Source organism: Planctomycetota bacterium (genome assembly GCA_039819165.1).
Lineage (GTDB): Bacteria > Planctomycetota > Phycisphaerae > Phycisphaerales > UBA1924 > JAHCJI01.
Genome location: JBCBSM010000002.1, coordinates 419340 through 444612, shown reverse-complemented (window position 1 = coordinate 444612; position 25273 = coordinate 419340). Strand labels below are relative to the sequence as shown.

At 70.2% G+C, this 25273-nt stretch carries 17 protein-coding genes; 11 read left to right on the top strand and 6 right to left on the bottom strand.

All coding sequences use genetic code 11. From position 1 onward, the window contains the following. Position 1 precedes the first annotated feature (1 nt). Positions 2-478 carry a RidA family protein gene (locus AAFX79_13310; protein MEO1009535.1) on the bottom strand — a complete coding sequence of 159 codons (477 nt, stop codon included), beginning with the start codon at positions 476-478 and terminating at the stop codon, positions 2-4. A 429-nt stretch (positions 479-907) separates the two neighbouring features. On the opposite strand from AAFX79_13310, the gene AAFX79_13305 reads away from it, so the two are divergent. Together AAFX79_13305 and AAFX79_13300 are read left to right on the top strand one after the other, a co-directional pair. Then, positions 908-1945, top strand: a complete 1038-nt coding sequence (locus AAFX79_13305; protein MEO1009534.1) for a prepilin-type N-terminal cleavage/methylation domain-containing protein — start codon at positions 908-910, stop codon at positions 1943-1945. Between the two features lie 219 nt (positions 1946-2164). Beyond that, positions 2165-3130 carry a type II secretion system protein gene (locus AAFX79_13300; protein MEO1009533.1) on the top strand — a complete coding sequence of 322 codons (966 nt, stop codon included), beginning with the start codon at positions 2165-2167 and terminating at the stop codon, positions 3128-3130. Positions 3131-3152: 22 nt separating this feature from the next. Here the strand turns inward: AAFX79_13300 and phrB are convergent, their stop codons facing one another. Together phrB and AAFX79_13290 are read right to left on the bottom strand one after the other, a co-directional pair. Then, complete coding sequence (gene phrB / locus AAFX79_13295; GenBank protein ID MEO1009532.1) at positions 3153-4595, bottom strand: deoxyribodipyrimidine photo-lyase; 1443 nt, start codon at positions 4593-4595, stop codon at positions 3153-3155. A 7-nt stretch (positions 4596-4602) separates the two neighbouring features. Continuing rightward, the gene (locus AAFX79_13290) at positions 4603-6231 is read right to left on the bottom strand and encodes a cryptochrome/photolyase family protein (protein ID MEO1009531.1); all 1629 of its coding nucleotides are present in this window, start codon (positions 6229-6231) and stop codon (positions 4603-4605) included. A 132-nt stretch (positions 6232-6363) separates the two neighbouring features. On the opposite strand from AAFX79_13290, the gene AAFX79_13285 reads away from it, so the two are divergent. After that, complete coding sequence (locus AAFX79_13285) at positions 6364-7176, top strand: dienelactone hydrolase family protein (GenBank protein MEO1009530.1); 813 nt, start codon at positions 6364-6366, stop codon at positions 7174-7176. Between the two features lie 25 nt (positions 7177-7201). On the opposite strand, the gene AAFX79_13280 is transcribed toward AAFX79_13285, so the two are convergent. Then, positions 7202-7582, bottom strand: coding sequence for a VOC family protein (locus tag AAFX79_13280; GenBank protein ID MEO1009529.1), 381 nt, complete (start codon positions 7580-7582; stop codon positions 7202-7204). Between the two features lie 68 nt (positions 7583-7650). Here AAFX79_13280 and AAFX79_13275 point away from each other — a divergent pair, with 68 nt between their 5' ends. From AAFX79_13275 to AAFX79_13250, 6 genes are all read left to right on the top strand, one after another. After that, entirely contained in the window at positions 7651-9486 is a 1836-nt protein-coding gene (locus tag AAFX79_13275) for a proline--tRNA ligase (protein ID MEO1009528.1), read from the top strand. Further along, positions 9483-10253 (top strand): ABC transporter ATP-binding protein, encoded by a 771-nt coding sequence (locus AAFX79_13270; GenBank protein MEO1009527.1) that lies wholly within the window; start codon positions 9483-9485, stop codon positions 10251-10253. The genes AAFX79_13275 and AAFX79_13270 overlap by 4 nt, the downstream gene beginning before the upstream one ends. A gap of 202 nt (positions 10254-10455) precedes the next feature. Then, on the top strand, positions 10456-11238 hold the full coding sequence (locus tag AAFX79_13265; GenBank protein MEO1009526.1) for an alpha/beta hydrolase: 783 nt from the start codon (positions 10456-10458) through the stop codon (positions 11236-11238). Further along, positions 11235-12902 carry a GH3 auxin-responsive promoter family protein gene (locus tag AAFX79_13260; GenBank protein MEO1009525.1) on the top strand — a complete coding sequence of 556 codons (1668 nt, stop codon included), beginning with the start codon at positions 11235-11237 and terminating at the stop codon, positions 12900-12902. The genes AAFX79_13265 and AAFX79_13260 overlap by 4 nt, the downstream gene beginning before the upstream one ends. 89 nt (positions 12903-12991) lie before the next feature. Continuing rightward, complete coding sequence (locus AAFX79_13255; protein ID MEO1009524.1) at positions 12992-14938, top strand: glycosyltransferase family 9 protein; 1947 nt, start codon at positions 12992-12994, stop codon at positions 14936-14938. Continuing rightward, positions 14935-18159 carry a glycosyltransferase gene (locus AAFX79_13250; protein ID MEO1009523.1) on the top strand — a complete coding sequence of 1075 codons (3225 nt, stop codon included), beginning with the start codon at positions 14935-14937 and terminating at the stop codon, positions 18157-18159. The genes AAFX79_13255 and AAFX79_13250 overlap by 4 nt, the downstream gene beginning before the upstream one ends. Positions 18160-18196: 37 nt before the next feature. Here AAFX79_13250 and ribD read toward each other — a convergent pair whose 3' ends face one another. Together ribD and AAFX79_13240 are read right to left on the bottom strand one after the other, a co-directional pair. Continuing rightward, a complete protein-coding gene (ribD, locus tag AAFX79_13245) occupies positions 18197-19405 on the bottom strand; it encodes a bifunctional diaminohydroxyphosphoribosylaminopyrimidine deaminase/5-amino-6-(5-phosphoribosylamino)uracil reductase RibD (protein MEO1009522.1) in 1209 nt (402 codons plus the stop codon). A gap of 15 nt (positions 19406-19420) precedes the next feature. After that, positions 19421-20407: a hypothetical protein gene (locus AAFX79_13240; GenBank protein MEO1009521.1), complete on the bottom strand. Its 987-nt coding sequence runs from the start codon at positions 20405-20407 to the stop codon at positions 19421-19423. Between the two features lie 428 nt (positions 20408-20835). Between AAFX79_13240 and AAFX79_13235 the strand changes: the two genes are divergently transcribed. Both AAFX79_13235 and AAFX79_13230 read left to right on the top strand, forming a co-directional pair. Beyond that, positions 20836-21852 carry a prepilin-type N-terminal cleavage/methylation domain-containing protein gene (locus AAFX79_13235; GenBank protein ID MEO1009520.1) on the top strand — a complete coding sequence of 339 codons (1017 nt, stop codon included), beginning with the start codon at positions 20836-20838 and terminating at the stop codon, positions 21850-21852. Positions 21853-22008: 156 nt separating this feature from the next. Next, a complete protein-coding gene (locus tag AAFX79_13230; protein MEO1009519.1) occupies positions 22009-25101 on the top strand; it encodes a lamin tail domain-containing protein in 3093 nt (1030 codons plus the stop codon). The last annotated feature ends 172 nt before the right edge of the window (positions 25102-25273 follow it).

The window sequence follows — 25273 nt, the reverse complement described above, 5'->3', positions numbered from 1 at the left end:
GTTAGCCCGGCTGCTCGCGCAGCCGGGCGAGCACCTCGACCTCGACGGATGCACCCAGCGGCAGCGACGAGCAGCCGACGGCCGCCCGTGCGTGTCGGCCCGCGTCGCCGAAGACCTCGACGAACAGTTCGCTGGCGCCGTTGCCCACGCGGGGGTGGTCGGTGAACTCGGACCCGCAGGCCACGAAGACGCCCACGCGGACGATGCCGGCGATGTTGTCCAGTCCGCCGGCGTGGGCGTCGAGGGCTGCCAGGGCGTTGATGGCGCACCGCCGGGCGGCCGCCTGGGCCCTTTCGAGCGTCATGCCGCCGTCGCCGACCGGACCGGTTTCGGCCAGCCGGCCGCCCTCGAAGGGCACCTGGCCGCTCACGTAGGCGAGATCGCCGTCCAGCCGCACCGGCACGTAGGCGGCCACGGGGACGGGGGCCTCGGGCAGCTCGATGCCGAGTTCTCGGAGTCGGTTATGGGGGGTGCTCATGCGTGCTTCGGTCCTTGATAGCATTGTGTTTGGTGCGGAACGTCCGTCGACATCCGAGAATGCAACCAGATGGGGTTGACCGGCGAACCGTATCTCGTATTCTGTGGAGCCACGTGGCTGGAAGGCGCACGCAGCAGGGCATGCAATAACCGTTCTGATGGGTCGAGGTTCCTCGCCCAGCATCATCACCGCCCGGTTCGCGGCACTCCCTTCCGACAACTCGATGGCCGCTCCGACCGTCCCTTCGGGCGTCGCTGGCGGGCCAGCCCCCGGCATCGCGTTTCGCGGTGCGCAGCCTGCCGGCGCTGCGACGGGTGGCGAAGCGATCTCTCGCCGGTGGCGTGTGGATCGTGCGCTCATCACGCGATCCGATGATGATGCTGGCCTGCGCGAGTGCGTGCGGGCCAACAGGCGATTGGAGATTCGACAATGAGGACTCGCAAGGCATTTACGCTCATCGAGCTGCTGGTGGTCATCGCGATCATCGCGCTGCTCATCGGCATCCTGCTGCCGGCCCTGGGCAAGGCGCGGTCGACGGCCCGCCAGCTCAAGGACTCGACCCAGGTCCGTGGCATCATCCAGGCCATGGACATCTGGGCCCAGAACAACAAGGAAGACTACCCGACGCCCAGCCGCATCGACCGCAACAACGCCACGCTGCCCTTCTCGGGCACCGGCCCGGAGACCAGCCCGGACTTCACCAAGGACACGACGGGCAACGCCCTGTCCCTGCTGGTGTTCAACGGCTCGATCCCCGTCGAGCTGGCCATCAGCCCGGCCGAGGTCGGCGATGCCGAGGAGATGAACGGCTACGAGAACAGCCAGCCCCGTGGCACCGAGCGTCCCGAGTCGGCCCTGTGGGATCCGGAGTTCGCCGGCACCCCGCTCGATGACGCGTTCGACCAGCGCCAGACCGGCGATCCCAGCAACAACTCCTACGCCCAGACCATGTACTGGGGCGAGCGTCGCCGCAGCTGGAGCAACACGTTCCAGTCGACCAACGCGGTGCTCGGCAACCGTGGCCCGGTCTACGAGCTGGATGGCGAGATCTGGCGTCTGCCCGAGGACGACGAGTTCGGCGACCAGTCGAAGACGCTGCTCATCCACGGCGGCAAGGCCAAGTGGGAGGGCAACATCGGCTACGGCGACCAGCACGTCGACTTCGAGACCCGGCCCGATCCCGAGGACCTGACCTTCACCTTCTTCGGCCTGGCCTCGGGCACCGAGGGCAGCACCTTCAACGACAACCTCTTCGTGTCGGAGGCCGACGAGGATCGCGACCCGACCGATCAGGATCCGAGCAGCGGCTCGTTCGGTGGCGAGTCCACGCAGCGGTCGACCGGTCGCTCCGGTGCCGCCGGTGGCTCGCAGGCGCTCGACCAGAGCAACGCCTACCTGCGTCCGGTCCATGCGGTGGTCGCCTCGGGCGGCGCCCGGACCTTCCAGGTCACCGTCTGGCACGACTAATGCAACGTGCCTAGGTGGGCGGGCGTGAGCCTGCTCCCACCTTGTCAATGAGATTACTCGGCCGCCGGGAGCGAAGGCTTCCGGCGGCTTTTTTGCACCAACGTTTCGCGGCTCATTCGGCCCGATCCGGTCGCGCGTGCGTCGGAGACGAGATCCGGTGTGCAACACGCCCCCGGGCCGTCCCGTACCATTCGCCGGAGCACGGGGAAGGTGGTGGGCATGGTCGGCACGCGGGGGCTTGGACGGAGCGGCGGCGGCTTCACGCTGATCGAGCTGCTGGTGGTCATCGCGATCATCGCGCTGCTGCTGGGCATCCTCGTGCCCGCGTTGGGCTCGGCCCGCGCGACGGCGCGGCAGGTCAAGGACGCCTCGCAGATACGCGGCGTGGCGCAGGCGCTCGCGATCTGGGGCCAGAACAACGACGAGGTGTACCCCCGGCCGAGCCTGATCGACAAGCGGGACGCGACGGTGGTGGCCGACGAGCCCGAATTCAAGGACAACACCGGCAACATCCTCTCGCTGATGCTCTTCCAGGGCCTGGTCGAGCCCGACCTGCTGGTGAGCCCTGCGGAGACGAGCCTGCAGATCGAGGTCGATCGCGGCTACGAGAACAGGCTGCCGCAGTCGGCGGTCAATCCAACGCTGGCGGTCTTCGATCCGGGTTTCACGGGGGTGCCCGTCGAGCGGGGCGGCAGCGCGGGCGGTGACGTCCGCCGCGAGGAGGGCCGCATCGGCAACACGTCCTACGGCCACAGCCCCGTGTTCGACGACCGCGAGGACCTGTGGACCGCCAACGCCGAGCCCAACCAGGCCATCGTCTCGAACCGCGGCCCGGTGTACGGCGGCCGGCCCGGCGATTGGGGGCTCGCGCCGGGTCTGCTCGGGCGGCAATCCAAGACGCTCGAGATCCACGGCCGCGAGAATTCGTGGGAGGGCAACGTCGCGTACAACGACCTGCGGGTTGAATTCGAGACCCAGCCCGACCCCGAGAACCTGACGTTCGTGTTCCGCGAGTACTCGCTGCCCACACAGTCGGACAACATCTTCGTGAACGAGGACGATCGCCGTGGGGCGCCGTCGCAGCCCGACCAGCGGGCCGGCGTAGGCGAGAACGCGCTGCTGCGAGCCTACAAGAACGTCCGCCGCGAGGGCAGCTTCACGATCGTCGATCCGTTCTGGGATTGACGCGAGCCGCGACGCCGCCGGCTCAGCCCGAATTCGCCGACTCGATCTTGAAGGCGTCGAGCGCCCGCTCGCGCGCCTCGGCGTGGTCGACGATGGGCTCGGGGTAGCTCGCATCGCCGAAGAGCGAGTCGTGCTTCCAGGGCTCGTGGACGGCGTCGCCCTCGAAGCCCCCGAGTTCGTCGACAAACCTGCGGATGTACTCGCCGTCGCCGTCGAACTTCTTGCTCTGGCTGATGGGGTTGAAGATGCGAAAGTAGGGGGCGGCGTCGGTGCCGGTGGAGGCCGACCACTGCCAGCCGCCGTTGTTGCTGGCCAGGTCGCCGTCGACGAGCTTCTGCATGAAGTACCGCTCGCCCAAGCGCCAGTCGATGAGCAGGTCCTTGGTGAGGAACATCGCGACGGCCATCCGCAGGCGGTTGTGCATCCAGCCGGTCTGGTTGAGCTGCCGCATGCCAGCATCGATGATCGGATAGCCCGTGCGGCCCTGGCACCACAGCGCGAACTGCCCCTGCGCCTCGTCGTCGCGGCGCCAGTCGATGTCGTATTTCGCGTTGAAGGGCCGCCCCTTGCAGACCCGGGGGAAGGCGACGAGGATCTGCTTGTAGAACTCCCGCCAGATGACCTCGCTCATCCAGTGCACGGGGCCCTTGCCGCCCTTATCGAGCTTGCCGTTGTTGGCGTCGAGCGCGGCGTCGATGCACTGGCGGCTGGAGACGCAGCCAACGGTGAGGTAGGGGCTCAGCACGCTAGTGCCGTTGATCGACGGGTAGTCGCGGTCTTCCTTGTAGGGGTCGATGCGGGACTCGACGAAGGCCCGCAGGCGGTTGAGCGCGAAGTCCTCGCCAGCCTTCCACAGGTCGGGCCGGCCGCCGTCGGGGTCGAAGCCTTCGAACGCATCGGGGATGGCGTCGGGCGTCGAGACCATCTCGGCCTGCTTCTTGGGCAGCCCCTGGCTCTTGGGAGCCTCGCCGTTCTTGTAGAACTCGTACCACCGCCGCTTGAAGGGCGAGTAGACGGTGTAGGGCTTGTCCTCCTTGGTGCGGACCGAGTCTGGCGGGAAGACCACCTGGTCGTGGAAGGTCTTCACGGTGATGTTCGCCTTCGTAAAGGCGGCGGCGACCCGACCGTCGCGCTGCTTCTCGTTCACCTCGTACTCGGCGTTGAAGAAGAGCGCGTCGCAGCCGTGCTCCCGCGCGAGCGCGAGCAGCTCGTCCTCGATGCCAGCAAAGGACGGGTGCACGAGGATCTTGAGCGCGATGTTGCGGCCCTTGAGTCCTTCCGACAGCCCGGCGAGCGATCGGCGGATGAGGTCGACCTTCATGTCGCCCCAGTCGTGCTCCTTCCACTGCTCGGGGCAGATCGCAAAGACCGCCAAGACGCCGCGGTCGGCCGCCGCGCACGCGGCCGCGAGGGCGGTGTTGTCCCGCGTGCGGAGATCGGCCCGGAACCACATCAGTGCGCGCATGGAATCCTCAGCTCTCGATGTCGCCGATGCCCATCTCCTTGCGGAGGTTGCCGGCCGTGACGCGGATGGAGACCTTCTCCTCGCGGCCCATCTTCTCGACGTGCTTCATGATCATCGCCATGCGGTTGTTGCCGCCGAAGCGGTCCTCGTGGCGGATCAGGAAGTCCCAATAGAACGTGTTGAACGGGCAGGCCCGGCCCTTGTCGCCCTCGCCCGTGCGGCGGGAGACGTCGTAGGGGCAGTGCTTGCAGAAGTTGCTCATCTTGCTGATGTACTTGCCGCTGGCGGCGTAGGGCTTGGTGCCCACGACGGGATTCTTCTTGTGCGTGCCCCGGGCGACGCCGTCGGCGTGCTGCGACATGCCGATGGTGTTGGGCGTGGTCGCCCAGTCCACGGCATCGGCGTACATGCCGTAGTACCAGTCGCCGATGGCCCTGGGATGCACGCCGGCGATCATCGCGAAGTTGCCGGTGACCATCAGCCGCGGGATGTGGTGCGCGTACGCATGATCGAGCACGGGCTTGAGGCACTCGTGCATGCACTTCATGTCGGTCTCGCCCGTCCAATAGAAGCCGGGCAGCTCGCCGTGCTGGCCGAGGTAGTTGCGGTCGCGGTAGTCCGGGCCCTCCCGCCAGTACACGCCGCGGATGTACTCCCGCCAGCCGATGAGCTGGCGGACGAAGCCCTCGGCCGAGTTCAGCGGGGCCTTGCCGTCTTCGTAGGCCTCGAGCGCCTTCTCGACGCAGTCCATCGGATCGAGCAGCTTGAGGTTCAGCGGCACGCTGAGCACGCTGTGGTAGAGCCAGGGCTGGCCGGTCCACATCGCGTCCTCGAAGGGGCCGAAATCTCGCAGGCGGTGCTCGATGAAGTCGTCCAGGGCGCGGCGGGCCTCGCGCCGCGTGACCGGCCAGCGGAATTCGTCCAGGTTGCCCGGTGCGTCGGGGTAGCGATCGCGGACGAGGTCGATGACATCCTTGGTGATGTCATCGGGTCGGAAGTGCATCGGCGGGGGCGCATTGGGTCCGTCCTTGCCGAAGCTCTCGCGGTTGTCGTGGTCGTAGTTCCACTGGCCGCCTTCGGGCGTGCCGTCACCGTCCACGAGGATGCCCAGGGCCTTCCGACGCTCGCGGTAGAAGTACTCCATCGTGAGGTTCTTGCGGCTGTCGGCCCAGTCGTCGAAATCCTCGAGCGAGCAGGTGAAGTGCTCATCCTCGAGGATCTCGACCTCGCAGCCCGTGCGCTCTGCCCAGGTCGTGGCCTCCTCGTGCAGCCGCCACTCGCCGGGCCGGACGACGACGATGCGCTCGGCCTTCAGGGCGGCGGCGGCCCGCTCGACCTCGCCCGAGATGCCGTGGGTGTTGCCCCGCTGGTCGACGGGCGTGTACCGCACGCGGTGGCCGGCGTCCTTCATGTCCAGGGCGAAGTGCCGCATGGCGCTGAAGAACAGGGCCGTCCGCTGGCGGTGGCTCGGGCCGGCGTTGGCCTCCTCGTCGACCTCCATCATGACGATGGCGTCGCTGCCCTTGTCGAGAGCGCGAATAGCGGCGCTGCCGCGATCGAGCTGGTCGCCCAGCACTACCGCGATGGTGCGGGCCTTGGCACGCTCGTCGCCCGGGCTGAGGGTGAACGCCGGCATGCGGCACCATAGACGGCAGGGGCTGGTTGGCCGGTGTTCGCGGACCGGCGGCTGCGGGCATCCCGCTCGGTGCTAGGAGGATTGCTGGCGATGCCACTATGCTGCCGATCCAGTCCCAGCCCGGAGGATCCGATGCCCAACGCCCTGATGCTTGTTGCCGCCGCACTCGTGGCGGCGGTTGCGCCGCTCTCGTTCGCCCAGCAGGCCGCCCCGGTGGCCATCGCCGAGCAGTACTTCGAGTACGACCACGACGGCACGACGCTCCGCGGCTTCATCGCCGAGCCGGCCAACACCGGCGAGATCCGCGCGACCGTGCTGATCGTCCACGCATGGCAGGGGCAGGGCGACGAGGAACGCGAGCGGGCCCGCATGCTCGCGCGGCTTGGCTACTACACGATGGCGCTCGACATGTACGGCGACGGGCTCTACGTCGCGACGAGCGAAGAGGCCTCCGCGCAGGCGACCATCTACTACAACGATCGCGAGCTGATGCGCGGCCGCGTGCAGGCGGCGATCGATGCGCTCCGGGCTGACAAGGGCTTCGCCCAGGCGGGCCGGACGGCGATCATCGGCTACTGCTTCGGCGGCACCGTCGCCCTCGAGTGCGCCCGCGCCGGCATGGAGGTCGACGCGGCCGTGAGCTTCCACGGCGGGCTGAGCTTCGAGCGTGCGCCGCGACCCGGCCAGGTCGGGGCGAGCGTGCTGGTGTGCAACGGCAACGACGACCCGCTCGTGAGCGTCGAGGATCGCCGGACGTTCATCGACGAGATGGAGGCCGCGGGCGCCGACTTCCAGTTCATCGAGTACGCCGACGCGGTGCACAGCTTCACGAGCAGGGCCGCTGGCGAGCGCCGCGAGGGCAGCCCGGTGGCCTATAACGCCACGGCCGACCGCCGTTCGTGGCGGGCGATGCGCGGGCTCTTCGAGGAGCTGTTCGGGGGCTAGATCGTCAGGCGCGGGCTCTTTGGCGTCAGCCCTTGATCGACGTCCACAGGCCGACGACGTTGCCCTCTGGGTCGGCCAGCCACGCGAACGAGCCCATGCCGGGCACTTCTTGCTTGGGCACGACCGTCGAGCCGCCCAGCTCCTCGGCATGCTCGAGCGTGGCCTCGATGTCCTCGACCTCGGCGTAGACCGTGACGTACTGGTGCGGCTCGTGGCCCAGGGCGGTGAGGTGGCCGCCCACGCCCTCGGTGGCCGGGCTGGCCTTGGGCCCGAGGTTGCCGACCATGGCCATGGTGTCGTCGGCCATGCCGTACTGCCAGCCGAGCAGGTCGCCGTAGAACTGGCGGGTCTTGGCGAGGTCCTTGCAGCCGATTTCGAAGTGGACGACGGGGGCGGGCTTGGGCATGGGAGGGTCTCCTTGTGACCGGTTTCCGCGCAGCATAGACGCCCCCGCTTCCCCTACCCTCTCCCGCCATGACCACCGCCGAGGCCCCTGCGCAATCGCTGCCGCCCGTCCTGACCACCGCCCGCCGCGGCGACGTCCATCGCTGGACGCAGACGCTGATCCCCACCACGCGGGAGGCGCCGGCGGATGCCATCACGCCCAGCCACGTGTACCTGGTGCGGGCGGGCTTCATCCGGCAGCTGGCCGCGGGCGTGTACGACCTGCTGCCGCTGGCCTGGCGGAGCCTCCGCAAGATCCAGCAGATCATCCGCGAGGAGCACGAGCGGATCGGGGCGATGGAGATGTTCTTTCCGGCCTTCGAGCCCATGAGCTTGCTGGAGGAGACCGGCCGCCGCGAGGCGTACGGCGACGACCTGTTCAAGCTCATCGACCGGCACGGCCGGGAGCTGGCGCTCGCGCCGACGCACGAGGAGCCGATCGTCGAGATGATGAAGGCGGCGATCACCAGCTACCGCCAGCTGCCGCTGAGCCTCTACCAGATCCAGACCAAGTTCCGCGATGAGCCGCGGCCGCGCTCCGGGCTGCTGCGGGGCCGCGAGTTCCTGATGAAGGACGCGTACTCCTTCCACCTCCACGCCGAGGGCGAGGGCGGCCTGGATGTCGTCTACGACAAGTTCTACGAGGCCTACTCGCGCATCTTCGCGCGGTGCGGGCTGAGCTTCACGGCGGTGGAGGCCGAGAGCGGTCCGATCGGCGGGTCGGCCAGCCACGAGTTCATGGTGCACGCCGAGAGCGGCGAGGACAAGATCCTGGTCTGCCCGGTCAGCGGATACGCGGCGAACGTCGAGAAGGCCGAGATCGGCGAGCGGCCCTGGTCGTTCGAGGGCACGCCGTCGAGGGATCTCGAGAAGAAGCACACCCCGGGCACGCCGGGCATCGAGGGCGTGGCGCAGCACCTGGGCGTGGCGGCGTCGCAGATGCTCAAGACGATCGTGTTCGAGCGGGTGCTGAAGGATCCGAATGCGACGAAGTACGTCCTCGGCGTCGTCCGCGGCGACCACGAGGTGAACGAGGCGAAGGTGCGCGACGCCGTCGGTTCGGGCGTGCGGCTGGCGGACGAGAAGAGGGCCAAGGCCGACGGGCTCGCGATCGGCTACGTCAGCCCGTGCATGATCGGGCGGCTCGCCGGGGCGACGCTGGTGGTCGATCCCGACGCGGCCCAGCCGACCGCGTGGGCGACCGGTGCCGACGAGATGGACCACCACGTCACGGGCTGGCACTGGGCACGCGACCTGGGCGTCGATCTCGAGAAGGCGAAGGTTGCCGACATCCGTGATGCCGAGGAGGGCGACCCGTCGCCGCGGGCCGAGGGCGCGAAGCTCACAACGCAGCGGGGCATCGAGGTCGGCCACATCTTCAAGCTGGGCACCAAGTACAGCGACGCGATGGGCTTCACCGTGCTGGCCGAGGACCAGAAGCCGCGGGCGGTGACCATGGGCTGCTACGGCATCGGCGTCAGCCGCACGATGGCGGCGTGCGTCGAGATGAGCCACGACGACGGCGGCATCGTCTGGCCCGCGGCGGTCGCGCCCTACCACGTGCAGATCATCTTGATGAAGCACGACGACGAGAACCAGAACCGCATCGCGGGCGAGCTGGCCGAGCAGCTGTCGGCCGCCGGTGCGGACGTGCTGATCGACGACCGCAAGGAGCGGCCCGGCCCCAAGTTCAAGGACGCCGACCTGGTGGGCATCCCCGTGCGGATCACGCTGGGCGACAAGGCGCTCGAGCAGGGGGGTGTGGAGCTCAAGCTCCGCCGGGACGCCGGCAAGGGCGACATCGTGCCGATGGACGAGGCCGTGCAGCGGGCGCTGGGCGCGCTCGAAGCGAAGGAGGGCTCGTGAGCGTGGCGGCCTCGGGTGCGGCGGATGCCGCCGAGGTCACGACGGCGTTGCCGCTGCTGGTCGTCGAAGACCTGGCCAAGACCTATCGCCTCGGGCGGGTGTCGGTGCCGGTGCTGCGGGGGGCGTCGCTTCAGCTGGCGGCGGGCGAGTGGGTGGCGATCCTCGGGGCGTCGGGCTCGGGCAAGAGCACGTTGCTGCACCTCATCGGCGGTCTGGACAAGCCCGACAAGGGCCGGATCCTGTTCGAGGGCCGGCCGCTGCGGAGCGTCGGCCGCGGCGGGCTGAACCGCTACCGCGCCCGCCACGTGGGCATCGTCTTCCAGTTCTACCACCTGCTGCCCGAGCTGGACGTGATGGCCAACGTGCTGCTGGGCGCCATGACCGGCCGGGGGGCCACCGGTGGCCTGGCCGGTGGCGGCGAGCGGATGGCCGAGGCGCGGCGGCGGGCCAGGAGCCTGCTCGACGCCTTCGGCCTGGGCGATCGGCTGCGGCACAAGCCCGCGGAGCTCAGCGGCGGCGAGCGGCAGCGGGTGGCCATCGCCCGGGCCCTGATCACCGATCCGCCGCTGCTGCTGGCCGACGAGCCCACGGGCAACCTGGACGCGGCCACGGGCGAGACCATCCTCGACTCGATCGAGGCCACCGTCCGCGGCGAGGGAGACGCGGCGCGGCCCCGCGCCCTGCTGATGGTCACCCACGACGAGCGGGTCGCCGCCCGGGCCGATCGCGTCGTACGGATGGTCGACGGCCGCATCGAGCCGGCCTGAGCCTGGGTCGTCCCACGGGGGCTAGATGCGGCCCGTGTCGGCCGCGGGGCGTAGTATGCTGGATGGGCCGGAGCGGGGATGTTCGGCTGGTGGACGCCTGCCCGCGGGACCACCGCCCGGCGAGACACGGTGCAGGGAAGCGGTCGCGTTGACACCATCAAGTGCAACCGGGCACCACGAGGCCGCCCTCTCGGACGGCCGCGTGATCACGCTGCGCGGCAGCGCGGGGTCGGTCACCGCCAAGGTCGAGCACCTGGGCGGCGGGCCGACGGTGGTCTTCCTGCACGGCCTGGTCGGCCTCAACGAGCACTGGGAGGATGTCGTCCGCCAGGTCGAAGCCTCGGTCCACTGCGTGCTGCTGCAGGTGCCGCTGCTCGATCTGCGGGGTGACGACTGCTCCATCGACGGCGTGACCCGCCTGACGGTGGATTTCCTCGAGCGGCACGTCGACGGGCCCGTCGTGCTGGTAGGCAACTCCTTCGGCGGGCACGTTGCGCTGCGCGTGGCGCTGCAGCGGCCCGATCTCGTCCGCGGGCTGGTGCTGGCGGGCTCGAGCGGGCTTATCGAGAAATCGATGGTGAGCGACGTGCAGCTGCGTCCCAGCCGGGCGTGGCTGGAACGGAAGATCGCCGAGCTGTTCCACGACCCCGAGCGGTACATGCGGGCCAGCGATATCGAGCGGGCCCACCAGCAGCTCTCCGAGCGGGGCGGGGCGCGAGCGATGGTGCGGCTTTCGCGGTCGGCCCGCCGCAACCACCTGGGCGAGCGGATCGCCAATATCGAGACGCCCACGCTGCTGATCTGGGGCCGCGAGGACATCGTCACCCCGCCCGAGGCCGCCGAGCAGTTCGCGTCCAGGCTGCCCAACGCCCGCATCGTGTGGTTCGATCGCTGCGGCCACGTGCCCATGATGGAGCACCCCGAGCCGTTCGCGGCCGAACTGGTGGACTTCGTCGAGAGCCTGGCCTCGGCGGCGGCGCGGTGAGCGCGCCCGATCCCAGCCGATCGACGGTGTACCTTCCGAGTCCGGGCGGGTTCCGGTGGACGTCAGCCATCGGGGCGGGGCTGGCCGCCAAGGTCCGGGGCCGCGCGCGGCGGCTGGGCGACCGCGGCTTCTGGCAGCGGCACACCGCGGGCATCCAGGCCCGCCAACTCCGCGGGCTGCTCGAGCGCGGGGCGGCCACGGCGTTCGGCCGCGAGCATGGCTACGACGCCGTCCTGCGATCGCCGGACGACCAGCTCGCCGCCGCGTACCGCACCGCCGTTCCTACCAAGGAGTACGTTGCGCTGCTGCCGTACCTGCGGCGGATGTACGAGGACGCCGAGCGGGACGTGCTGTGGCCGGGCTTCGTCCGCTGCTTCGCGCAGACCAGCGGCACGACCGCGGGCGACAAGCGGATCCCCATCAGCGACGCGATGATGCGTTCCAACTATCGCGCGTCGCTGGACATCTTCGCCCACGCGGTGCGGTGGGGCGTGCCGTTCTTCCGGGTGTTCGGCGGGCATGCGCTCTTCCTGGGCGGGTCGAGCGCGCTCACCGCGGGCGACAACGGCGTGATCATCGGCGACCTCTCGGGCATCGCCACGCAGCAGATCCGCTGGCCGCTGAGCGCCGTGTATTCGCCGGGCCGTGATATCGCCCTTATGGACCACTGGCCCACCAAGATCGAGGCCATGGCCGAGCGGACGGCCGCACAGGACGTCCGCATGATCAGCGGCATGCCCAGCTGGACGGTCGCGCTCTTCGAGCGGGTGCTGGAGAAGACCGGCACGCGGACCATCGAGGAGGTCTGGCCCCACCTGACGCTGTTCACGCACGGCGGGGTTCGGTACGACCCGTTCGCGCCCACGATCCGGCGGCTGTTCAGCGGCGGCGAGCGCGACATCCCCGTGCGGCTCGAGCTCTACCCCGCCAGCGAGGGGTTCATCGCCGTGCAGGACGAGCCGGGCGACCGCGGGCTGCGGCTGAACGCCGACCACGACATCTTCTACGAATTCGTGCCGCTGGAGGACGCCGGCCGCGAGGACCCGCCGGCGTTCTCGGTCCACGAGGTCGAGAAGGGCCAGCGCTACGTCGTGGTCATGACCACCTGCGCGGGGCTCTGGCGGTACCTCATCGGCGACGTCGTCGAGTTCGATGCCGTGCCCGCGGGCTTCGATGGCATCGGCGGCGACGGTCCCTGCCGGCTGCGGATCGTGGGGCGGCACAAGCTGTTCATCAATGCCTTCGGCGAGAACATCATCGTCGAGAACATCGAGACCGCCGTGGCGCACGCGGCGGAGGCCACCGGCATCGAGGTGGGCGAGTTCACCGCCTCGCCGGTGTACCCGGGCGATGGCCTGCGCGCCGGGCTGCAGCTGGCGGTGGAGGTAGCCGAGCCCTTCCGCGGACGGCTGGACGCCTTCGCGGCCGAGTTCGACGCGACGCTGCAGCACGAGTGCCACGACTACGAGGTCAAGCGGACCGACGGGCTGGGCATGGCCGCTCCGATCGTCTCGCCGCTGGAGCCCGGAGCGGTGCAGCGGTGGATGGCCGATCGCGGGAAGCTCGGCGGCCAGCACAAGGTGCCCCGCTGCGCCAACCACCGCGAGTTCATGGACGCGCTGGCGGGGCCGCCCGCGGCCGAGCCCGCGGCGCAGGGGCGGTAGGTCCGGGGCCCAAACGCGGCCGGCGGAGCCCTAAAGTCATGGCTGCCGGAAGGGGGGAGCCCAGCGGCCCGCACACGGGCCGGCCATCCATGCGGATATTGATCTCCAATCCCGACACCATCGGCGACGTGGTGCTCCGCCAGCCGCTATTCGCGGCTCTTGCCGCGGAGGGTCACGAACTGGCGGTCGTGGTGCGTCCGCTCGTCCAGCCCATCGCGGGGCTCGCGGCGCCAACGGCGAGGCTCATCGAGTGCGGCGCCAATCCCTACGAGGGCGGGCTCGAAGCCGACGACGAGTCGCTGGACGGCGTCGCCGAGGCCGCGCGCGAGTTCGCGCCCGACGTTTTCCTGGCGGCCCCATACACGTGGACGACGCTCGAGGCCCGCCTCGCGGGCGAACTGTCCGAGGCGCGCCGGATCGGGATGTCGGGCGGCCGCTTCGTGCCGCCGTCCTACCCGCCGCCCGCGGACGAGTCACGCTTCGACGAGATCATCCGCGTCAACGAGGACCTGCACGAGCTGCGCAAGTCCGAGGCGCTGGCGCGAGCGGTGCTCGGTCGGCGCGTGACCCTCGAGAATCCGACGCTCGACGTCGGCGATGATGCGCGGCACGCGGCCGACGCGGTGCTCGCCGGGCTGGACCTTCCGCGGGGCGAGTTCCTGGCGGCGTGCGTGGCGCACCACGAGCACACGGCCGTCCGCAACTGGCCCCCGGAGCGCTGGGTCGAACTGCTGGCGCACTGGTCGGCGAGGCACGGCCGGCCGCTGCTGCTGGTTGGCGGCGACGACGAGCGGCCGGTCGCGGACGGTATCGCCGAGGGCCTGGAGACCAAGGGGCTCGAGCCCCGCCGCTGGTTCGGCCGCGCCGAGGGCGACACCGTCGCGATGGCGGCGCTGCTCGAGGCGGCGCGGTGCTACGTCGGCCGCGATACCGGACCCATGCACCTGGCGGCGGCGGTGGGCCGGCCGGTGTTCGCGGTCTTCGGCGGGGGCACGTGGCCCCGCTTCCGGCCGCTGGCGATGCCGAGCTACACCATCACGCTCGCGGTGCCATGCTCGCCGTGCGATTGGCGGTGCGAGCAGCGGCGGTCGTACTGCGTCAAGGACGTGCCGCTGGCGGAGGTCCGGGCGGCGGCGGACCGCTTCGAGTCGGGCGCGATCGCCGGGGCCGAGGTCCGCCAGGTCGAGCCCAGTCGTGCCATGCTGGCGACCATCGCGGGCGACGCCACCCGGGCGGCCCAGGACTACAAGGCCGAGCTGCTGCGCACCAAGCGGGGGCTCGCCGACGCCGAGAACGAAGCACGGAGAACGAGGATGAGCGAATCGGCGGTGATGCAGCGGCTCGAGCGGCTGGAACAAGCGATCCAGCGCAACGCCGCCGGGGGCGACGCGCAGCGGCGCGCGAGCGAGATCTCCCGCAAGCTCGATCAGAGCAGCGCGCAGCTCGCCGAGGCTCGCAAGAAGCTCGCCAACGCCGCCGAGCGAGCCGAGAGCTCGGGCAAGCAGGCCCAGGCGCTCCGCGATCAGGTGGCCGAGCTGCGGCAGAAGCTCCAGGACAAGCAAGCGGCGATCGAATCGCTGCGTCGCGAGTCGGAGAAGAGGGTTGCAGAGGCCGAGCGTCGTGCCGAGCAGCGGATCGAGGAGGCCCGCGGCGAGGTCCGGGCCGCCGAGCAGGAGCGTGATGCCGCCCGGCAGGACGCTAGGGCACTCCGCGAGCGGGCCAGCAAGGTCGACGTCGCCACGCTGCGGAAGGACCTGTCCGCCGCCCGCCGCGTGGCCGCCGCCGCCCAGGGCCGCCAGCAGGACATGGCCCTCCGCATCGAGCGGCTGGTCCGCGAGCGGCGGGCGATCGAGAAGCTCGCCGACCAGCGGCTCGAGGCGCTCCAGTGGACGGAGAACAAGCTCAGCGAGCTGCTGGCGTCCCGCTGGCGGTTGCTCGGCCAGCGGCTGGGCGTCGCGCAGCAGCTTCCCTGGGAGGAGCAGGCCCGCCGCAAGTACGTCGGCGGCAACGGCCACGCGAGTGCGAGGAACGCATGAGCGCCACCACGATCTCAGAAAATCAAGGCGAGCTGCTCGAGGCGGCGCGGCGGCTGGCGGACCACCTCGCGTCGATCGATCTTCCCGCCGCCGCCGACGCGGCGGCGCTGGTGTCGGCCGCGGTGCCGACCGCCGGCCGGGTCGTGCTCGCGGCGGGAGTGCTGCCCGATGCCATCATGCGGGCGCTCGCGGGCGGTGGTGGCCAGGTCTTCGTTGCGGCGGGCGACGCCGAGAACGCGGAGGGTCTACGGCCGCGAGCGCCGGACGCCGCGATATCCAAGGCCACGCTGCACCGCACGCTCCGCGAGCTGCCGGTGCGGCCCACGCTCGCGATCGTCGCGGCGCGGGACGTTGCGGAGATCGACGCGGCGCTCGGCCCGCTCGCCGGGTGCATGGCGGCGGGCACGACGGCCATCGTGGTCGGCGCGGACGCCGCCGCGCTGCGATCGTCGCGGTATGCGGGGGCGTGGCGGGTCGTGCGGAGCGTCGGCAACGCGGTGGCGTTACGCCTCGACCAGGGGGGCGCGGGCGTCGAGCCGGCGGCGTGGCCCGCCGAGCAGTTTTCGGCCGTCCGCGAGCGGCTCGCACAATCGCGTGACGATGGCAGCGGTGACGCCACGACGACACGGACGCCCGTCGTTCGGCCCGCGCCCGGCGTCGGAGCGCGGGCGGGCGATGGGGAACTTGCGGCGGCGCTCGATCTTGCCCGGGTTGAGATCGATCCCCGGCCGCAGCGCCGGCTGCTGGAGGGGCTCGGTCGCTGGCCCTGGGTCACGCCCGATGCGGCGCCGCTGCCGTCGACGATGCCCGACGGCAGCCCCTGGCCCAGGATCACGATCGTCACGCCGAGCTACAACCAGGGCCACTTCATCGAGGAGACGATCCTGTCCATCCAGCGGCAGGGCTATCCCAACCTCGAGCACATCCTGATGGACGGCGCGAGCACCGACGACACCATGCGCGTCGCGGAGCGATACCGCGACCACTTCGCGGTGGCCGTCTCGGAGAAGGACAAGGGCCAATCCGACGCGCTCAACAAGGGGTTCGAGCGGGCGACGGGCGAGCTGCTCACCTGGATCAATTCCGACGACATGCTCGCGCCGGGCGCGCTGGCGGCGGCCGCGATCGCCTATCGCACGTCGGGGGCCGACTTCCTCAACGGCATGGCGCAGGTATTCAAGGATGGCAAGCTGAGCCACCAGTGCATCACGTCGTGCGCGGACGGCCCGATGCCGCTGCGGGACATGCTCGACCTGGAGAACTGCTGGCTTACTGGCCAGTTCTGGTGGCAGCCCGATTGCTTCTTCACGCGGGATCTGTGGGAGCGGGCGGGGGCGCACGTCCGCGTCGACTGGTACTACTCGATGGACTACGAGCTGTGGCTCCGCTTCGCCGAGGCGGGCGCCCGGGTCCACAGCATCGGCCGGCCCATCGTGTGGTTCCGAACCCACGACGACCAAAAGACCAGCGAGGACGGCGGCGGGGGTTTCAAGGGCGAGCTTCCCAAGGTCGTCGCCGATTTCTGCGAGACGAGGAAGATGGAGCCGGAGCCCCGCGAGAAGGAGACGCCCAAGAAGCGGCTCCGCGTGCTGCTGCTCAACGACGTGGGCTTCGAGTACGGCGCCGGCATCGGCCAGCGACGCGTGGGCCAGGCGTTCGCGTCCGCGGGCCACCACGTCGATGCGCTGTCGGCCACGATCACCGAGCCCTACCGCGAGTCCACCGAGATCGCGGTCGCCGACGTGCTGGAGGCCGTCGCCGCCAAGAAGCCCGATCTCGTCGTCGTCGGCAACGTCCATGGCTCGGGCATTACCGCCGAGGCGCTCTCGGCCGTTGCGGCAAGGCACGAGACCGTCTTCCTGATGCACGACCAGTGGCTGCTGACCGGCAAGCAGACCTACGTGGGCGACGCCACCGACCACCTGCACGGCGGCGTGTCGCGGGAGGCCCTCGGGGCGTCCTACCCCGTGATGCCGGCCGATCGCATCCGGCCGACGTGGGAGGCGCAGCGGCGTTTCCTCACTGGGTCGGATCGGCTGACGGTGCTGACCAACAGCCGATGGATGGCCCGGTGCGCCGAGGACGCGCTCGCGGCCCCGATGGCCGATGCCGAGGATGGCACGCCGGTCGATCTTGGCCACCGCCCGCCCGTGCGGCCGATCACGCTCGGCCTGGATGCCCAGGTCTTCCGCCCGCGGGATCGGGCAACCTGCCGGGATCTGCTCGGCTTGCCGCCGGACGACTTCATCGTGATGGCGTCGGCCTGCTCGCTCGACGACGAGCGCAAGGGCATCGCGCTGCTGGCCGACGCGATGCGGCAGCTGGATCTGCCCGATGCGACCGTCGTCGGCGTGGGCTACGTGCCGCCTAAGGCCGAACTGCCCATCCCCGGCATGCGGGCGATGGGCTACATGCGCGACGCCCAGCGGCTCGCCATGCTGTACTCGGCCGCGGACGTCTTCGTCGCCCCCAGCACCGATGAGGCCTTCGGCCAGGTGTTCATCGAGGCGGCCGCCTGCGGCACGCCGAGCGTCGGCTTCCCCGTCGGCGGCGTGCCCGAGGCGATCCGCGACGGCGTGACGGGCGTCGTTGCGCGGGAGGTCGGCGCCGGGGCGCTCGCCGAGGCGATCGAGCTGCTGCACCGCGACGAGGCGTACCGCCGCGACCTGGGGCGCTGGGCCCGAATCCACGCGGAGAACGAGTTCTCGCTCTTCGCCTCCTACCAGCGGATCCACACGGCGCTCGCGTCCAGCGGCGCCGGGTCGCGGATCGGACTGTCCCGCAAGATCGACTTCACCCGGCCGGCACCGATGCCCGACCAGCCCGCGCTGATTCGTCCGACCTTGCCGGCGTATGAGCCTCGCTGGGGCTTCGAGTACTGGCAGCCGGCGATGCCCGAGAAGAACCTAGGCCGGCACCGCTGGATCAAGGGCGGCTCGGCGGGCGCGATCATGCACGCGTCGAAGCCGGGACCGGCGAAGCTCGCGCTGACCTGCCGCAACCATCTCAAGGGTCAGCGGCTGCGGGTCGTCGTGAACGGCAAGCCCGCCGGCGAGATGGCGGTGCCGGTGACCGGCGAGCTGGCCGACCACGCCATCACGCTGCCCGTGCGGCTCAAGAAGGGCGCCAACGACGTGCAGCTGCACCTGTGGAAGTGGAAGCTGGCGGGCCCGCGGCCGCTCTCGCTCCTGCTGACGGACTTCACGCTGATCGAGGACTAGCTCTGGCCCCCGGAGCGCGTCCTGGGTCACGGGAGTTCTACGCCGCGCCGTCCCGTGGGTCGCGCCGGAAGTAGGTCAGCTCGACGTCCTCGCCCGTGGGCCTTACGCGCGACAGGCGCAGCCGGACGCCGGCCGACAGCACCGCCGCCACGCGGCCGACGGCGACGGATCGCGCCAGGTCGTCGCCCAGCATGAGCGGTGCGACGTAGGCGATCGCCATGTCCACCGCGTCGGCCTCGAGCAGCGAGCCCAGCAGCCCCGCGCCGCCCTCGACCAGCACCGATCCGATGCCGTGCCGCTCGTGCAGCAGCCGCAGCGTCGCCGAGATGTCTAGCCCCCGGGGTCCGGGCGGGCAGGGCAGGATCTGGACGCCGGCGTCGCCGAGGCGTGCGCGCGCATCGGCGGCGATCGCCGCGGTCGCCAACGCCGCGTTGCAGCACGCGATGGTGGGGGTCTCGCGGGCGGTCCGCACGAGCTGGCTGTCGGCGGGGAGATCGAGGTCCGGGTCGAGCACGACGCGCGCCGGCCGACGGCGGGGGTGTGCGCCGCGGGCCGTCAGCCGCGGGTCGTCGGCCAGCACGGTGCCCATGCCCGTCAGGATGGCGTCGACCCGCCCGCGGAGGGCGTGCACCCGCCGCCGCGACGCGTCGTTGGAGATCCAGCGACTCTCGCCGCTCCGGGTGGCGATTCGGCCGTCGAGCGTCTGCGCCCACTTGGCGACGACCCACGGCAGCCCCGCCGAAACCCGCCGGCGGAACGGGGCCGACACCGCGGCCGCTAGCGCACTGGCATCGCTCCACCGCGCCCGCAGGCCCGCGTCGCGCAGCGCCGCGGCGCCGCCCGCGGCCTGGGGGTTGGGATCGGCGGCGGCGTACACGACCTCGGCGAGGTTCGCTTCGCGTAGGGCCTCGGCACACGGCGGCTGGTTGCCCGTGTGCGCGCACGGCTCCAGCGTGACGTAGGCGGTCGCGCCCGCCGGGTCGTGGCCCCGTCGCCGGCAGTCGTCGAGTGCGCGACGCTCGGCGTGGGCCTGGCCGAACACGCGGTGGGCGCCCACTCCCAGGATCTGGCCATTCCTGGCGATTACGCAGCCCACCATCGGGTTGGGCTCGACCCGGCCGAGCCCGAGCAGCGCCAGCCGCCCGGCACGATCGAGCATGGCGCGATCGAGGCGTGCGGGATCGGTGGGCGCGCGATCGGCGGGTGGGCGATCGGCGTGCGCGTGGTCCGGTCCGGCGTCCGACATCACGACAAGCTAGGCCTACGCGAGCCGGATCATCGCCCGGCGGTTGGTCTCGTCCAGGACGTCGGCCATGTCGCCAAGCCATCGCCGCGCGTCGGTGGTGTAGCCCGCGGTCGGGCGGATGCCCGGCCGCCGCGCCCCCCAGTAGGCGTTGAATCGCTCCATCAGCATCTCGCGGACGAGCTTGGCGGCCATAGACGCCAGCGCCACGGGGAAGTGCTCCAGTTCCGCCTCGGGCTGCACCCGGACGCGGGCGTCGGCGAGGCCGTCGATGGCGTACACGCTCGCCGCGGGTGCTTCGGCCACGGGCGTCACGCTCCGGCCCAGGACGTCCGCGAGCGCGGCGGCGTAGCGGGTGCGGCCACCCTGGCGATCGAGCACCATCCGCACGCATGCCGGCTCGTCGGTGCCGGCGATCGCCGAGAGCATCGTGGGAAGAGCCTCCTTCATGGCTGCCAGCGTCGTTGCCGCCTTCGATCCGCCCCGCTCGATGATCGCGTTGAATCGGTCCTCGCCCATTGCGATGACTCGCAGTGCGCGGATCTCGACACCCCCAGCCGGCAACGCGGCGCGGAGCGCATTGGCGGCGATCGCCATCTCGGCTGCGTCGGCGTGGGCGGGGAAGCCGGCGGGCGCACCGGCGTACCACGGCTGCGGCGGCATGCCGACGCCCAACGCCTCGAACAGATCCGCGTCCGATGCCGCCACAGCAGAGCCCGCGGCGCGGGCGAAGGCCGACACCGTCCGCTCGGCCTCGCGGAGGCGACCCGGCCCGGAGGCCAGCGGCTGGCAGGTCTTCTTGGAATCGGCGACGACGAGCCGCCCGGCGGCGCCGCGGACCGCCGGGCTGACTGCGCCCGCGAGCTGGCTCCACAGATCGGGTGCGGCCCCGCCGGGCGTCCAGGGTCGCACCACGAGCCAGGCCACGCCGACGCACAGCGGGCCGAGCATCGGCCCGTAGCCCGCCTCATCGATGCCGACGTAGTGCAGCGTCTGCGCGTCCATGGAACCCCATCCGCGGCTTCATCTTTCGTGCATTGTTCAACAAGATTTGATGAACCCCCGTCGCCCGAAGCCGCATCGGCACGCTAGCGCAATCTGCATGATTCCTGAGCATCCCGGCAGCGCGGCTCTGGCCGGCTTTCGGCCCTTCATCGTGAAATCCGCGGCATGCACGGGAGTTGGTGCACGTCCGGCCATGCAGGCGCCGCATGCGTCTTAGCAAAATCTAAATACATCGCGTGCGAGCGGCTGTCGCTCGGGGGTGTCGCCTTAACGAAGGCGTAGCTCGCAACCATCGCCCTTTGCGTCCGCGCGGCCGTTGCGGTCCTGGGCGTCCTCGCGATCGTCTGTACCATCATCGCACGGACCCTAGCCGTGCCCGCCGTCCATCAATGGACCTGGTTTTCCGGGGGAATTTAATGATTCGCAGAGTGCAACGCACGCCGTCCAACAAATCGCTCAAATCGGCCACAAGACCCGCTTTCACGCTCATCGAGCTGCTCGTCGTCATCGCCATCATCGCCCTGCTGATCGGCATCCTGCTGCCTTCGCTGGGTCGGGCTCGCGACGCCGCCCGCCAGATCAAGGCCGCGGCGCAGATCCGCGGGGTTGGGCAGTCGGTCACCGCCTATACCGTCGACAACACGTTGTTCCCGCCGGCGTATGTCTACGGCAATTCCCCCGATGGGGAGGATTGGGACGTCAACGATCAGATCGAGAGCCATCCGACGCCCTCGAACGGGTACATCCACTGGTCGTGGGCGTTGTTCGAGAGCGGCAACATCAAGGGCGACGCCTTCGAGTCGCCGGCGGTGCTCAACGGGGGCGCTCCCGCCACGAATCCGGGGCGCGACCCCGACGACTGGGAACCGGGACAGGTGAACGACACCGGCGGCACGATCGGCGCCCCGACGCCCGAGGATCGCCAGTTGAAGCGGATGGCGTTCACGGGCAATGCGGCGATCTTCCCACGCAACAAGTTTTCCATCGCCACGCCCCGGCGCAACCGGCTGGTGAATCCCGACTGGATCAACAGCCATTCGGAGACCATTCTGGCGACCGAGTTCGCTGATGGCCGCGACTGGGGCACCCTCCGCGTCTCCCAGGTCATCAAGAGCCACCGCCCGATCACGCCCTTCATCGGCAAGAGCGCCGGCCAGGACGTGTACCGCGAGCCGCCCGGCAGCGGCGGCGGCGAGGCCCGGTTCGCCTACCCCGACCCCGATCGCGACATTACCGAGCCCGGGGATGGCGCCATCGAGGACGCTCGGACCAATCTCAACGCCGTTGGCCGCACCCACGGTGGCAAGGCGAACTTCGTGTTCGTCGACGGCCACGTGGACCTGATGGACGTCCGCGACAGCATCCGCGAGAACCTCTGGGGCGAGCGGTTCTACAGCCTCACCGGTACCAACATCAAGGTGGACTTGTACGAAGAAGATGGCTAACCAAACCCGCGACGGCCGCGGTAACCCGCGGCCGCTCGTGTTTCAGAACACGCGCGTACACGCCGCGTTCGTTGGCCCGATGCGTGGCGAGAGGAGAGCCGCCGATCGCGCGATCGGCGGTCGGGCCGAAGCACCGTGGTAGATGAGAGATTCCGCATGAACACCATGATTCGCGTCTCGACCCTGCTGGCCGCGTGCGGCCTGGCCGCCGGCGCCGCCGCCCAGGACGTCCGTGTCACCGAGATCCTGTACAACCCGCTGTTCCAGCCCGACAATTCCTGGGAGTTCGTCGAGATCTTCAATGCCTCCGATAGCGACATCGATCTCACCGGTTGGGTGATCGACGACATCGGCGGCGACCCCGTCGGCGCCGCCAACATCGCCGGCGGCACCCTCCCGGCCGGCGGCACCGCCGTGCTGTACAACGGCGGCGATCTGACGCTCGCCGATGTCGAGGCCGCCTGGGGCACCGGCATCAACTTCGTGGCCGTCGATCCCTGGCAGGCCCTCAACAACGGCGGCGACCAGTTCGGCCTGTGGGACAGCTTCGCGGCCCACGGCGGCGTCCGCGACTTCTCGGCCGCCGTCGTCGACATCACCTACGACGACGATGGCACGGTCTGGCCCGCCGATGACGGCGTGTCCTCGATCTACCTGACCAACCCCTTCTACGACGACACCGACGGCACCAGCTACGCCCTCTCGACCGCTGGCAAGGACGGCGCCGTCGAGAGCGCCCCGGCCGGCACCGGCCCGGACGTCAGCGTCGCCAGCCCCGGCGTCACGCCGCTCGACTTCGCGGTCCAGGGCCCGTACCTGATCAACATCTCGGGTGCGACCCTGTTCGCCAGCTTCTTCGAGGCGCCCGCCTCGACCAACGACTTCCTCGATCCGGACTTCGATGGATTCGCGCGGCGCATCGGCCCGGGCGTCGACCAGCTCGCCCCCGCCGGCCAGCGCACCGTGCCCTTCGACGACGACGCCCACTGGATCGTCACCTACCGCTCGACCGGCTCGGGCAACGGCTTCGCCGAGTTCGTGCTGACCAGCGATCCCGATGGCCCCTTCGGCGGCGGCGGCTTCCCCTTCTTCGACGAGACCCGCGACGATGATGATCCGCAGGTCGGCCTGTTCTCCGAGGACGCCGAGAACGCCCTGGCCAACCGCGAGCTGTTCATCAACGAGGACACCGGCCCGGTCGCCGGCGTCTTCAATGTCGCCAACCCGGGCGGCTCGCCGTTCCGGTCGGCCACCGACGGCAGCTTCCTGGCAAGCACCTACACCTTCCCCGGCACCGAGAGCGCCGGCGGCAAGCGCATCGACATGGGCGTCCTCGACGTGCCGTCGTCGTGGTTCGTGACCATCGCCGGCACCGGCTCGTTCGAGGCCAACCCTGGCGCCGTGGGCTACGGCGATTCGGGCATCTCGTCGGTCGAGAAGGACGGCACGCCCAGCGGCCAGGGCCAGGGCCTCAAGGATCTGGGCGGCCTGTCGCTGTTCGATCCCACCAACCCGCCGGCCATCGACGCCACCGACGTGATCTTCGACACGCCGATCGCCTTCGTGCCCATCGCCCCGGTCGTCAACTACGGCGTCGGCCTCAGCGAGATCGACATGAGCGACCTCCGCTACGGCAACGCCACCGGCCGCCGCAGCAACGGCGAGAACCTCGTGTTCGTCGTCCGCGACTCGGGCTCGGGCACCCGCAACGGCTTCCAGAACTCCATCGGCCTGGATCCCTCGTGGGGTCGCGGCGAGAACATCGGCGTCAAGAACAACCGCGCCGAGTTCAACATCCTCGGTCCGGACTTTGTGCCGGGCAACAAGGGCGGCTCGGGCTCGCTTGAGCAGACCGTCATCAACACCCGCCTGGCCATCGGCCACACCGGCGCCGAGCGCCTGAGCCGCTGGCTCTTCTCGGGCCAGGCCAACATGCTGGCCGTCCGCAACGACCTCCAGGGCGGCACCGAGTTCTCGCGTGCGGTCATCGACGAGGTGCTCGACAACGACGCCAACGGCTACACCATCGGCGGCCCCGAGAGCTTCACGACCATCGGCTCGCCGAAGGCCGTCGCCCCGTCGCTGGGCGGCGAGGCCGGCTCGACCCTGCCCCCGATGGCCAACGAGCAGGCCGCGGCCTACCTCAACAACATCACCGGCAGCATCTCGGTGTTCGAGGATGATCCCACCGTCCCCGAGGCCGAGTTCACCCCGGCCGAGTTCCTGGCCCGCAACTTCACCCTGACGGCTTCGACCGACTTCGTCCAGGACCTCAACGATCCGTTGAACCTGATCGCCAACCCGGACTTCAACCAGTCGCTGCAGGACTTCATCCGCGTCAACAGCGACGTGCTGGGCGACCCGCGGGCCCAGGACTTCGACTTCGACGAGGCCGGCTTGGTGCCCACCCGCACCACCGGCGTCACCTACACCGACGGCGTTGTCGGCGGCGGCAACTACGTCGACCAGTCCGGCGCCCCGGTGCTCTACGCCTCAGAGCTGTCCGACCGCAACAAGATCGCCGGCGACTTCGATAATGACGGCGAGCGAAACCTGGACGACCTCGACGAGCTGGTCGAGGCCCTCGAGGATCGTGCAGGCTTCGAGCCGGGCAGCGATCTCGTCCTCGAGATCATCGGCGACTTCGACGGCGACGGCAACTTCGACGCCGATGACGCCCGCTACGCCGCCGATGGCCTGGCGATCGATCCCACGACCGGCCTGCTCGATCGCGTCGCCGGCTTCACGGCCATCGACGACGCCTCGGCCAGCGGCAACTTCTTCATGACCACCATCGGCGATGGCTCGATCGCCTACTCCAGCGGCGATTCCCGCTTCGACGTGTCCAACGCCGCGGGCCTGACCACGCCGGGCTGGTCGCCCGAGGCCGGCGCCGATGGCGTCGTCGACGCCAACGACCGCGCCTACATCCAGGCCCAGATCGACGCCGTGGGCGACGGCGAGGCCAACTGGGACGACATCGCCGAGGCGGTGCTCTTCGATCTCTCGGCCGACGTCACCGGCGACCTGGTGGTCAACCAGGACGACCTCGACGCCATCGACGCGCTGCTCGGCACCGGCTGCCCGGTCGACCTCGACGGCGACGGCGAGGCCACCATCTTCGACTTCCTCGAGTTCCAGAACCTCTTCGACGCCGGCGACCTGGCCGCCGACTTCGACGGCGATGGCGAGCTGACGATCTTCGACTTCCTCGAGTTCCAGAACCTCTTCGACGCCGGCTGCCCGTAATCGGCATCGCGGCGTAGAAGCCCAAGGGGGCACGCACCCTGGCATGCTCGATACCAGCACCCCGGACGCATCGTCCGGGGTGTTTTCGTGTACGCCGGCCAGCAGACGCCGCATGCACCCGCCCGGCGTGAGGACGGACCTCAATCAACGCTCAGGGTTCGGCGGCCCGCGG